The organism is Pseudomonas sp. KB_15 (genome assembly GCF_052114525.1).
In the GTDB taxonomy this organism is placed as follows: Bacteria; Pseudomonadota; Gammaproteobacteria; order Pseudomonadales; family Pseudomonadaceae; genus Aquipseudomonas.
Genome location: NZ_JBFREX010000024.1, coordinates 25141 through 36796, shown reverse-complemented (window position 1 = coordinate 36796; position 11656 = coordinate 25141). Strand labels below are relative to the sequence as shown.

Annotated in this window: 10 protein-coding genes; 7 read left to right on the top strand and 3 right to left on the bottom strand. The window is 59.7% G+C overall.

Annotated features, from left to right (window positions below; translation table 11 throughout):
- Positions 1–3: 3 nt before the first annotated feature.
- Positions 4–648, bottom strand: a complete 645-nt coding sequence (yihA, locus tag AB4Z35_RS18905) for a ribosome biogenesis GTP-binding protein YihA/YsxC (protein WP_008002192.1) — start codon at positions 646–648, stop codon at positions 4–6.
- A 191-nt stretch (positions 649–839) separates the two neighbouring features.
- Between yihA and AB4Z35_RS18900 the strand changes: the two genes are divergently transcribed.
- The 7 genes from AB4Z35_RS18900 (at position 840) to AB4Z35_RS18870 (ending at position 8164) form a co-directional block, all read left to right on the top strand.
- A complete protein-coding gene (locus AB4Z35_RS18900; RefSeq protein WP_008002190.1) occupies positions 840–1130 on the top strand; it encodes a c-type cytochrome in 291 nt (96 codons plus the stop codon).
- Positions 1131–1175: 45 nt separating this feature from the next.
- Positions 1176–1805 (top strand): c-type cytochrome, encoded by a 630-nt coding sequence (locus AB4Z35_RS18895; protein ID WP_442098628.1) that lies wholly within the window; start codon positions 1176–1178, stop codon positions 1803–1805.
- Positions 1806–2005: 200 nt separating this feature from the next.
- The gene (locus AB4Z35_RS18890) at positions 2006–2647 is read left to right on the top strand and encodes a thiol:disulfide interchange protein DsbA/DsbL (protein ID WP_442098627.1); all 642 of its coding nucleotides are present in this window, start codon (positions 2006–2008) and stop codon (positions 2645–2647) included.
- 14 nt (positions 2648–2661) lie between these two features.
- Entirely contained in the window at positions 2662–3540 is an 879-nt protein-coding gene (locus tag AB4Z35_RS18885; protein WP_442098626.1) for an endonuclease/exonuclease/phosphatase family protein, read from the top strand.
- Positions 3537–5591: a diguanylate cyclase gene (locus AB4Z35_RS18880; RefSeq protein ID WP_442098625.1), complete on the top strand. Its 2055-nt coding sequence runs from the start codon at positions 3537–3539 to the stop codon at positions 5589–5591. The genes AB4Z35_RS18885 and AB4Z35_RS18880 overlap by 4 nt, the downstream gene beginning before the upstream one ends.
- 103 nt (positions 5592–5694) lie before the next feature.
- Entirely contained in the window at positions 5695–6474 is a 780-nt protein-coding gene (locus AB4Z35_RS18875; protein WP_442098624.1) for an N-acetylmuramoyl-L-alanine amidase, read from the top strand.
- Between the two features lie 76 nt (positions 6475–6550).
- Positions 6551–8164, top strand: a complete 1614-nt coding sequence (locus AB4Z35_RS18870) for an EAL domain-containing protein (RefSeq protein WP_442098622.1) — start codon at positions 6551–6553, stop codon at positions 8162–8164.
- 7 nt (positions 8165–8171) lie between these two features.
- Here AB4Z35_RS18870 and AB4Z35_RS18865 read toward each other — a convergent pair whose 3' ends face one another.
- The gene (locus tag AB4Z35_RS18865) at positions 8172–9962 is read right to left on the bottom strand and encodes a KinB sensor domain-containing domain (RefSeq protein ID WP_442098620.1); all 1791 of its coding nucleotides are present in this window, start codon (positions 9960–9962) and stop codon (positions 8172–8174) included.
- A 10-nt stretch (positions 9963–9972) separates the two neighbouring features.
- Positions 9973–11319 carry a sigma-54-dependent response regulator transcription factor AlgB gene (gene algB / locus AB4Z35_RS18860; protein WP_442098618.1) on the bottom strand — a complete coding sequence of 449 codons (1347 nt, stop codon included), beginning with the start codon at positions 11317–11319 and terminating at the stop codon, positions 9973–9975.
- Positions 11320–11656: the final 337 nt, after the last annotated feature.

The window sequence follows — 11656 nt, the reverse complement described above, 5'->3', positions numbered from 1 at the left end:
GGCTTACTGGGCTTCTACCTCGGCACCCTTGTCCGCCAGCTCCATCCAGCCTGCCAGCACTGTGTAGGCGTCTTCCAGGCCCATACGTTTTGGGGCCGAGAACAGCTGAATTGTCACGAGATCGCCCCAGCCCTTGCGGATTTCCGCCTGTACCTTGAGCAGCGTGTTCTTGGCCGCGCCATAGGTCAGCTTGTCCGCTTTGGTCAGCAGAATGTGCATCGGCATGCCGGCAGCCACGGCCCAGTCGAGCATCAGCAGGTCGAAATCGGTCATCGGATGGCGGATGTCCATCATCAGGATCAGACCTTTCAAACTCTCGCGCCCACCCAGATAAGCCTCCAGGTGACGCTGCCAGTGTTGCTTGAGCGGGATCGGTACTTTTGCATAACCGTAGCCCGGCAGGTCGACCAGACGGCGTTCATCGTCTAGCTTGAAGAAGTTCAACAGCTGTGTGCGCCCCGGGGTTTTCGAGGTGCGCGCCAGGCTGGCATGAGTCAGGGTGTTCAAGGCACTCGACTTGCCGGCGTTGGAACGCCCGGCGAAGGCGACTTCGAAGCCCTCGTCATCCGGACATTGGTCGACTTTGGCGGCGCTGAGCATGAAGGTGGACTGTTGGCACAGACCGAGGATGGGATTCTTGAGTTGCATGGGATTTCCGATGTGGGCGGCGCCAGGAATGGGCGCGGCAAGCAGTGTCGCTTCCGTTTCAGTGACGCCAGTATATAATGCCGCAGATTTTGTGTGCGCTTTGTCCCAGCGTAGGATGAAGTTCACGAGAGCGACAGACCTTGATTGCGCACTAGAACGCAGCTCGCTCTCAACCCTGAAAAGGTCGTTTTATGACGAAATGGCTGCTAGCTGCCGGTGTCTTGATGCCGCTTTACAGCGCTCAGGCTACACAGGATCCGGAAGCTGTGTACAACCGTGTTTGTGGTGCCTGTCATTCCGGCCAACTCCCCATGGCGCCGAAAAAAGGCGATCAGGAAGCTTGGACGCCGAGGTTGGCGAAAGGTATGGAGACGCTGGTGCAACACGTGACCCAGGGTTTCAAGGCGATGCCGCCGCGTGGTTTGTGCATGGACTGCAGTGCCGAGGATTACCAAGCCATCATCCTTTGGATGAGCGAGTAAGCCCGGTCCATAACTCTTAACCCTTAGCCGTAGTTGGATTAGCTGATGAAGAAATTGATCGTGAGTCTGCTGTTGACCGTGGGCATCTCCGGCATGGCCCATGCTGCAGGTGAGGCAGTAAAACCTGGTGACAAAGCAGCTGGCCAGGCAAAAGCCGCCGTATGTGGCGCCTGCCACGGTCCGGATGGCAACAGCATGGCGCCAAATTTTCCGAAACTGGCGGGTCAGGGTGAACGCTACCTGAACAAGCAATTGCTCGACATCAAGTCGGGCAAGCGCACCGTACTGGAAATGACCGGCCTGCTGACCAACCTGAGCGATCAGGACCTGGCGGACATCGCCGCCTACTTCGCCAGCCAGAAAGGCAGCGTCGGTGCCGCCGACGAGAAGCTGGTCAAGCGCGGCGAGAATTTGTTCCGTGGCGGTGACATGGCCAAGGGCCTGCCAGCCTGCACCGGCTGCCACTCGCCAAATGGCGCAGGTAACGCGGCTGCCGGTTTCCCGCACCTGGGTGGCCAGCACGCTCAATACGTCGCCAAGCAACTGACCGACTTCCGCAAGGAAGACGGTGGCCGCACCAACGATGGCGATGCCAAAACCATGCAGACCATCGCCAAGCGGCTGAGCGACGAAGACATCGCCGCGGTCTCCAGCTACATTCAAGGCCTGCACTAAGGCCGGCGGTTCTGGCGTTGAACGGGGTGCTTATCGCCTGCAATGTTAACGCTCGATTAATCCGTTGCAACGAGTATAAAAAGGGTGGCTTTGGCCGCCCTTTTTTGTGGCCGCTGCCGTTACACTACAGAACTCAAGCCCGCCAGGATCTGTCTGAAAACAAGTCGCGCGAGGCGATAAAATTTGTCCAGGAGTAAAGCATGCGTAATCTGATCATCAGCGCCGTTTTTGCCGCTGCCAGCCTGTTCGGCATGTCTGCCCAGGCCGCTGAAGCCCCTGCCGCACCTTATGTCGAACTGAGCAATCCGGTTCCGGTCGCCGTGCCTGGCAAGATMGAAGTGGTTGAGCTGTTCTGGTACGGCTGCCCGCATTGCTACGCCTTCGAGCCGGTGATCAATCCTTGGGTCGAGAAGCTGCCTACGGACGTGAACTTCGTGCGCATCCCAGCCATGTTCGGTGGCGCGTGGGATGCTCACGGCCAGATGTTCCTGACCCTTGAAGCCATGGGTGTCGAGCACAACGTTCACGCCGCGGTATTCAACGCGATTCAGAAAGAACACAAGAAACTGATCGACAAGGATGACATGGCCGACTTCCTCGCTACCCAAGGCGTGGACAAGGACAAGTTCATCGCGACGTTCGACTCTTTCGCTATCAAGGGTCAGATCGTCAAGGCTCGTGAACTGGCCAAGAAGTATGAAATCTCCGGCGTTCCAACCATGATCGTCAACGGCAAGTACCGCTTTGACGTGGGCTCCGCCGGCGGTGCCGAACAGGCCCTGCAACTGGCCGACAAACTGATCGACAAAGAGCGAGCGGCTAACAAGGCTGCCGCCAACTAAGGGCAGTCACTGCCATGCGCCGATGGGGTACTGAACGCATCGTTGGCCTGCATGATCCGCGGGTCAACGAGCATCATCTGGAGTCCACGGGCCTGCCCGCAGACAGTCGTCTGCGCTTGCTCAGTTTCAATATCCAGGTCGGCATCAGTACCGAGCGCTATCGGCATTACCTGACCCGGGGCTGGCAACATCTGTTGCCGCACACCGGGCGTGCCGACAATCTGCAGAAAATCGGCAATCTGCTGGGCGACTTCGATCTGGTCGCCTTGCAGGAAGCCGATGGCGGCAGCCTGCGATCAGGCTACGTCAATCAAGTCGAACACCTGGCCCAGCTCGGCGCCTTTCCCTACTGGTATCAACAACTCAACCGCAATCTCGGTCGCCTGGCCCAGCACAGCAATGGCGTGCTCAGCCGATTGCGCCCGTGGGCTATTGAAGATCATCCGTTGCCGGGGCCAAAGGGGCGCGGAGCCATTCTGGTAAGGTTCGGCGAAGGCCCGGAAGCGCTGGTAGTGGTCATGATGCACCTGGCATTGGGCGCCCGGGCGCGCAGCCTGCAACTGGCCTACATCCGCGAGTTGATTGGCGAATACAAACACCAGGTACTGATGGGCGACATGAACACCCATGCCAGTGACCTTCTGCAAAACTCCGCGTTGCGTGACCTCGGTCTGCTTGCGCCGCAACTGGAAGCGACGTTTCCCAGCTGGCGCCCACAGCGCTGCCTGGACCATATCCTGCTGAGCCCGAGCCTGACCCTGGAAAAGGTCGAGGTGTTGGCACAGCCCATTTCCGATCACCTGCCGGTCGCGGTAGAGATTCGTCTGCCGGGTTCGCTCACGGCCGATGCATTGCCCGCGTTGAGTCCTGCCCTTCGCGGATCCCATGAATGAGCGACGAAGCACAGCGCTGGAAAGAGAAATACCTCAAAAGCATCGAACAACAGGAAAAGCTCGAACGTCGCTGGGACGCGCGGCTCGACTTGCTGCGCCGTGGGTTGGTGCGCAGTACCCTGGCGGCGGAAGGGACTGACCGCGCCGTTGACCAATGCATGAAGGAAATGCGTGAGGTCGTGCGCACCGATGACATGGACGCCGGCCTGGCCGCCCTGATTCCACGCCTGGAAAAAGCCGTGCTCGACTCCGAGCAGCGTCGGGAAACCCGGATCAACCAGACCAGTGCCGCCCTGACTGCACTGGTCACTCAACTGCAAACATTGCCGCTGCCACGGGATGTGAGCCGGCCACTCAAGAGTTTCGCCAGGCAACTGGATGCGCGGGTCAGTCAGGCGCGTGAGATACCGTTGTTGCTCAGCGAGCTGAGTGGTTTGCAAGGCAAGGCCTTGAACCAACTGGAGACCCCGACGGAGCACGGTCGGCCAGGCTTGCTGCAGCGGTTGTTCGGCGGTCGTGAAGCGGAGGAGATGGTGGCCACAACGGCTACTTCTCCTGTCCAGGCCTCAGCCTCGCAGTCGGTAGCAGCGCCGGCTGCCCCTGTAGCTGAGAACCCTGCGGCGATTATCGAGTCGGCCCCGGTCGTGGTAGAGCCGGCAATCTGCGAGGTACGCGCTGCTGAGCGAGCTGAAGACGCCTGCGCGCCGACCGAGCCAGCCGTGGCTGCGCCTGCTCAGGCAGTCGTGGCTTTTGCACCTCCGGTTGCGGAGCCTGAAACAGCCAGTGCAGCTGTGGCAGAAATCGAATCGGCCGAGCAACCGACCCCGGAAACCGTCGCGGCGTCTCCTGAGTGGGAAACAAACCCTGACGAGCTGACCGCGCAAGCATCGCCAGATAACGTGCCCTTACCTCCGACTCCGACTCCGACAGTGGATGTGGCCGTCGTCGATCAGGCGCCATCCGAACACGACATTCTCTACGCGCTCCCGGACTCCCCCGAGCCCTCCTACAGCTCGGTGGCCAGTCACATCGAAGACACGCTGCTGGGGCTGCTCGACGACCTGACATTGCCCGAACGTCATCGCCCACAAGCCGAATCCATGCGCGATCGTCTGAAAAACGGTCTGAACTGGTACGAACTGCTGCCGATCCTCGACGATTTCGCCACATTGATGCTGGCCATTACCGACAGCGGCCAGCATGAGTTCGAAGCCTATCTGCAACGACTGAACGAGCGCCTCGAATCGTTCCAGAGCAACTTGCAGGCCGCCACCGCAGGACACGCCGACAATCGGTCGGCCGCGCGGCAGATGGACACGCAGATCCGCGAACAGGTCGATGGCTTGCAAAGCAGCATGCAGGAAGCCGCGGACCTGGAAGATCTCAAGCACGTCCTGGAAAACCATCTCGAAGGCTTGCTGGGCACCATGGACCAGCACCAGAAACAGCGCGATGAGCGCGAGCAAGAGGTCGGCGCGCGCCTGCACAGCCTGGCCGAGCGGGTCGCCCATATGGAGCAGGAGGCCCAGGGTTACCGCGAGCACCTTGAAGAGCAACGTCAGAAGGCATTGGTCGACCCGTTGACCGGGCTGCCCAACCGCGCGGCCTGGAGCGAGCGCCTGGATCATGAAGTCAAACAATGGCAGCAACATGGCAACACGCTGCTGCTGGCCATGCTCGACCTCGATCATTTCAAGCGCATCAACGATAACTACGGGCACCTGGCCGGTGACAAAGTGCTGAAAATCATCGCCAGCGTGTTGCGCAAGCGTCTGCGCGGGACGGATTTCATCGCCCGGTTTGGCGGCGAAGAGTTTGTGCTGTTGATGCCAGCCACGGTGCCGGCGGCGGGACTGAAGTTGCTGGAAAACTTGCGTGCCTCCATTGAGGCCTGTCCGTTCCACTTCAAGGGAGAGCCGGTGACCATCACCGTGTCTATCGGAATGACGGCGTTCAGGCCGGGTGAGCACGGCGATCAAGCGCTTAAAAGAGCCGATCAGGCACTGTATCGCGCAAAAAATGCAGGCCGCAACCGGGTGGAACCGGGCTGAGTATCATTTGTTCCATTTTGTTTAATTCGATGCGATTGCCGTCAGTCCGCAAGGCATTACGTTACACTGTTGCATTACTGTCTTGTGTGTACTGCATTTCGCCATGAAATATTTTGCTCTGATCGTGTCACTGATTCTGCTGGCCGGCTGTACCAGCGGTCCCCGTTATGACACTAGCCACCCATCGGCCAATTACGATAGCCGCGTGCAATTTGTGGTGGTGCATTACACCAATGCCTCGCTGGAGCGTTCGTTGCAATTGCTGACCCACGGTGAAGTCAGCAGCCATTACCTGATCGGCGACGACAAGGGCGCCACCATCTATAAGCTGATGGATGAAAATGTGCGGGCCTGGCACGCCGGGGAGAGCGAGTGGAATGGCCGGACCTGGCTGAATTCCAGTTCCATCGGTATCGAAATCGTCAATCCAGGGTTCAAGGACACCCCGACTGGACGCGTGTGGTATCCCTACACCGAGGATCAGGTCCAGTCGTTGATCGTGTTGCTCAAGGACATCAGCAAGCGTCATGGCATAAGGCCGCGCGACATCGTTGGCCATAGCGATATTGCACCGTTTCGCAAGCTGGACCCGGGGCCGCTGTTCCCCTGGAAGCGTCTGGCCGCCGAAGGCTTGGGCATTTGGCCGAACGAACAGTCGGTGGCGCGCCAGCAAATGCAGTTCGCCGAACAGTTGCCGAGCATCAGCTGGTTTCAGGCGCAATTGGCCCACCTGGGTTATGCCTCGCCACAAACCGGCGAGCTCGATGTCGCGACACGACATGTGATAGCGGCATTCCAGATGCATTTTCGCCCGGCGCGCTTCGATGGCACTCCGGATGCGCAAACTGCAGCGCTTCTTTTGGTGTTGAATCAGACAAAATAATGACGCCCGCCCGACGGTCCGGGCGTTTTCCCAATCAGCAGCTATAACTCATTGGTAATCCATCGGATATTCCACAATGACTGCTGCTCGAGAGACCTTCCGTAGTTGGTTCCATCGCCCCTGGTTCCTGGGGCTGATGTCTACTGCCCTGAGCGCAACGTTATTGATGGCCGGCAGCCTGTTCGTCGCCATACACCAGGTCGAGCAAAACGAAAGCGAAGAAATGAATGCCCAAGGTGAACGCTTTCTCGCCCGCCTGGAACAGCTCTTCGGGCAACTGCGTGAAAGCCTTGACGATCTTGAAGCGCAACCGTTGCGCGGTTGCGATGCTGAAATGATCGCAACCCTGCAACAGGTTTCGTTCAATTATCGCTTCGTCTACGAAGCCGCCTACATGGACTCCTCGCGAATCTGCTCCAATCGCCCTCGCCAGGAAGGGCTGTCGCTGAGTCGGTCACCAGACATCAAAGGCCCGACTTACAGCTATTGGCTCAACACCACCACCGAACCCGATGAAAACCGCGCCGCACTGATGCTCGGGCGCGGGAATTTCCGGGTCGCGACCTCTCGCGGGCATTTGACCGATATGGTCGACCTGTCGCCGGGCAGCAGCCTGCTGGTAGTCCTGGACCATGGCGCCCGGGCGATTCCGGTGCTGGGCGCTTCTCAGATCTGGCCGCCGGCCGAGGCCTGGCCACCGAGAAACCGTGATGCTTTGCAGATCACCCAGACACGCCTGATTTACCGCATGCCCACCGACAACCCGGAGTATCAATTGGTGTTGATCAGCCCGCGCAGCGGCATGCATATCCCGACGGTCTGGTGGTGGTTGCTGCCGGCCAGCATCGTGCTGGGCACGTGCGTTGGGTTCCTGGTGTTTCTGCTGGTGCGCCAGCGGCAGTCGCTGGACGCCGAACTGGCCGGCGCGATTCGCCGTGGCGAGTTGCAGGTGCTGTATCAACCGATCTTCGACCTCGATAGCCGCAACTGTGTCGGGGCTGAAGCGCTGCTGCGCTGGCGCAGACCGGACGGCACCCTGACCAGTCCCGACCTGTTCATTCCGATGGCGGAGAACACCGGGCAAATTCGCCAGATGACGGACTTCGTCCTGCAACGCCTGCTCGAGCAGCTCGGACAGTTGCTGCGTGCCAATCCGCAACTGTACATCTCGGTCAATCTCGCGGCGTGTGACGTGATGGTTCCGCGGATCGGCCAGGTGATGGCGCGGCTGCTGACCCTGCACCGCGTCGCTGCGCGGCAAATTGCCTTTGAGGTCACCGAGCGCGGGCTGGTCGATGTGGTGGTAGCCCGGGAAAACCTGCAATCGCTGAGGGATGTCGGGCACCAGGTGTTGATCGATGACTTTGGTACCGGCTATTGCAGTCTCGCTTATTTGCAAACCCTGCCGGTGGATTGCCTGAAAATCGACAAGGCGTTCATTGATGCGTTGGGTCATGACGCCGCCAGCAGCGGTGTGGCCCCGCACATCATTCACATGGCCCAGTCGCTGCACCTGAAGGTGATTGCCGAAGGCATTGAACATGAGGCCCAGGCGGAGTTCCTGAGCAGTGAAGGCGTGAAGTTCGGCCAGGGCTGGCTGTTCGCCCGCGCGCTAAGCGCAGTGCAGTTCATTGAACTGATTACCCGGGGGCGGCGTCTGGCCGGCCGGCGCCTGGATGACGAAGCGTGACGGTGACCTAAACGGTCAGTGCCATGTAGAACTGAGTACCCTGCCCCGGCCGTGAATAGACGCCCATCCGCCCGCCATGCAATTGCACGATTTCCTTGCACAGTGCCAGGCCGAGCCCGGCCCCGCCCTTCTTGCGTCCAACCTGCACGAACGGCTCGAAGATCCGCCCCTGCTGACCGTAGGCAATGCCTTCGCCATTGTCCTCGACACTGATAATGACCCGGTCGCCATGGCGCCGGGCCTGCAAGCGTATCCGCCCGCCGGATCCGGTGTGACGCAAGGCGTTGTCGAGCAGGTTGTCGAGTACCCGGTCCAGTTGTGGCTGGTCGGCCTGCAACCGCGGTAATGGCCCCTGCACTTCCACCAGCAGATTGATTTCCTTCTCTTGGGCCGATGTGGCAAAGCGTGCCTGAGCCTGTTCCAGCAAAGCCTCGATGGAACACGGTGCCAGGCTGAGTTTCTGCAAGCCGTTCTGGTAGCGGGAGAAGTTCAGCAGGTCATTGATCAACTGCATCAGCCGCTGCATCTCTTCATTCACGGTATCGAGCAGGTCGGCTTCCCGGGAATCCGGGGCAAAGTGTGCGCGCTCACGGAACAATCCGAATGCCATGTGCATGCCGGTGACCGGTGTGCGTAATTCATGGGAGGCGCGCAATACAAATTCGCTGCGCACCCGTTCGAAGGCCCGCTGCTCCGTGACGTCATGCAGCACCATCACGGCACCGAGAATATGGCCCTGGGTATGGCTGACCGGGGTCAGGCTATAGGTCAGCAGTCGCGACTCGCCGTCGACTTCGATACTCAGGTCTTCCGGCGCCCGTTCCAGCGTGCCGCCGCGCAGCACCAGATGCAGCTGCTCATCGAGTTCGGGGCGCTCCAGCGCCGCACCCAACCCTTGACCCAGGCGATCGGACTCCCAGCCCAATTGGCGCTGGGCCACGGGATTAAGGTGTTCCAGATGGCCCTGACGGTCGATCATCAGCAGTCCGTCGTCGATGCTGTCGAGTACGGCCTGCAAACGCTGCTGCCCGGCCAGCAGTTCATCAACGTTGGTGGCCTGATGTTCACGCAGCGCTTGGGCCATGATCCCGAAACGCCGGGTCAGCTGGTTCATCTCCACCGCCGAAGAGATCGGCAGGGTGACATCGAAATTGCCTTGGCCGATATTGTCCGCCGCCTTGGCCAATGCCTCGATGGGCTCCCCGAAGCGCCGGGCGATGGCTTGCGCGGTCACGAAGCCGATGATCAGCACCGCCAGCCCCACCAGGCCAAGCAACCCGGCAATCAGCAGTGCCCGCTCTCGGGCCCTGCGCTCGGTATCGTTAATGTTATCCAGTGCGCGCTTGTGCTCGGCGATCAGGCCATTGCGCAGGGCGTTGAATTTTTCCGTCAGGTTGTCGTGGCTGCTGAGCACATTCGACGGGTCCGGGGACGTTTCATAAGCCTGGATAAAGCGCTCGTAGTCGGCCTTGGCTTTTCTGAAGCCGTACTCGCTTCCAGTCTCCGCCGGTTCCTGGGCGATGCCTTCCTCCAGCAGTTCGAAGTAATGCTGCTTCGAGGCGGCGAAAGCAGCGGAGTCAGGTTTCTCGCTGAGGATGATGATCAGTTGATCACCCAGGGTCTGACGCAGCTTGAGCCCCAGGTCCAGAGTGACGAAGTTGTTGCGGATGAGCACTTCCTGGCTGCCGGCCATCTGCATCACGCTGACCAGCCCGAGCAAGAGCCCAAGCAACGCGACGGTGATCAGTGCGGAGATGCTCAGGAAAAGCCGGGTCCGCAATTTCATCGCCAGTTTCATCGGTTATTGCTCACAAGTTGTACTGCTTGCGTTTGCGGTACAGCGTCGAGGCGTCGATGCCCAGGATTTTGGCCGCTTGATCCAGCGTGTCGGCGGTGGCAAGGACCGCGCCGATGTGGGCCTTTTCCAGCTCATCAAGGCTCAGTGCCGCGCCGATGCGCGGTGCATTGTTGACCGGGATTTCGGCCATGCCCAGATGACTGATCTCGACCCGCTCCTGCGGACAGATGATGCTCGCCCGCTCGATCACGTTGCGCAGCTCACGGATGTTGCCGGGCCAGCGATAGCTCAGCAGCGCTTCCCGGGCCTCGTCGCTGAAGGCGCGCGCGGGACGGGCGTATTCCTTGACGAAGCGCGCCAGGAAACGATCGGCGAGGTTGAGAATATCTTCGCGGCGTTCGCGTAGTGGCGGCAGGTGCAAGGTAATGACATTCAGGCGATAGAGCAGGTCTTCACGGAAACGACCGTCGCGGGCCATGTCCTCAAGGTTGCGGTTGGTGGCCGCAAGGATGCGCACATCGGCGCGGCGGGTCACCGGATCACCGACGCGCTCATATTCCTTGTCCTGAATAAAACGCAGCAACTTCGGCTGCAATGTCAGAGGAAAGTCGCCGATCTCGTCGAGAAACAGCGTCCCGCCGTCAGCCTGGTTGACTCGGCCCAAGGTGCTTTCGCTGGCACCGGTGAAAGCGCCGCGACTGTGGCCGAAGAGTTCGCTTTCCATGAGGTCGGCGGTCAGCGACGGGCAGTTGATCGTGACGCAGGATTTCTTCGCGCGTTTGCTCCAGCCGTGAATGGCTTGGGACAGTTCGCCCTTGCCGGTACCGGATTCACCAAGAATCAGAATATTGGCATCGGTCGTGGCAACCTGGCGGGCGGTTTCGAGTATCACTTTCATGGCCGGGCTGTGGGAGTCCAGACCATCCATGGGCTTGCGCACTTCACCTTCCAGGGCTTCCAGTCGCGCCGACAATTGCCGCACTTCCAGTTGCTTGGCGGTTGCCAGCCGCAATTGATCCGGGCTGCACGGTTTGACCAGATAGTCGGCGGCACCGGCCTGAATTGCATCCACCGCCGTGTCGACGGCTGAGTGCGCGGTGACAATCACCACCCGCATCCAGGGTGCCTGGATACGCATCTGGGCCAGCACATCGAGGCCGTTGTCTTCACCCAGACGCAAATCGAGGAAGCACAGGTCGAAGACCTGTCGCTGCAACAAGGCTTCTGCCTGCGCGGCACTGGTAGCGGTGGCCACGCTGTAGCCTTCGTCTTCGAGGCAGTAACGGAAAGTACGCAGGATGGCGGACTCATCATCCACTAGCAGAATGCGGCCTTGATGCTCAGTGGCTGATTCCATTTTCCTACGCTCCTTAATGAATGATCTTGGTTTGGTCCTGGAGAAATCGGGCAAGTTGCATGATTGATTCTGAGCCATTCCCGTCATGGCAGGGTAGCTTTCATACCATGTATCGGTTAGCCGGCTGATTTTGTGGGTCTTGAATAGGTGCCCGGCTTCTGACAACGGCCAGTGTGTATTTTTGACAGCCGCGCCTTCCTCTCAATTCAAAAAATTTACCTCTTCCCTCAAACGAATCGTGCAATACGCACGGCCGTACGAGAGGCATCGTGCAGGATGCGTGCGAAGTGATTTCTCTGTAGATCATAAGATATTGATATTGAAGGAAATTAATTCA

Excerpts from the sequence above, each read along its gene's own strand:
- AB4Z35_RS18900 (WP_008002190.1), top strand. The coding sequence starts at position 840 with ATGACGAAATGGCTGCTAGCTGCCGGTGTCTTGATGCCGCTTTACAGC.
- AB4Z35_RS18870 (WP_442098622.1), top strand. The coding sequence starts at position 6,551 with ATGACTGCTGCTCGAGAGACCTTCCGTAGTTGGTTCCATCGCCCCTGG.
- yihA (WP_008002192.1), bottom strand. The coding sequence starts at position 648 with ATGCAACTCAAGAATCCCATCCTCGGTCTGTGCCAACAGTCCACCTTC.
- AB4Z35_RS18895 (WP_442098628.1), top strand. The coding sequence starts at position 1,176 with ATGAAGAAATTGATCGTGAGTCTGCTGTTGACCGTGGGCATCTCCGGC.
- AB4Z35_RS18880 (WP_442098625.1), top strand. The coding sequence starts at position 3,537 with ATGAGCGACGAAGCACAGCGCTGGAAAGAGAAATACCTCAAAAGCATC.
- algB (WP_442098618.1), bottom strand. The coding sequence starts at position 11,319 with ATGGAATCAGCCACTGAGCATCAAGGCCGCATTCTGCTAGTGGATGAT.
- AB4Z35_RS18865 (WP_442098620.1), bottom strand. The coding sequence starts at position 9,962 with ATGAAACTGGCGATGAAATTGCGGACCCGGCTTTTCCTGAGCATCTCC.
- AB4Z35_RS18875 (WP_442098624.1), top strand. The coding sequence starts at position 5,695 with ATGAAATATTTTGCTCTGATCGTGTCACTGATTCTGCTGGCCGGCTGT.
- AB4Z35_RS18885 (WP_442098626.1), top strand. The coding sequence starts at position 2,662 with ATGCGCCGATGGGGTACTGAACGCATCGTTGGCCTGCATGATCCGCGG.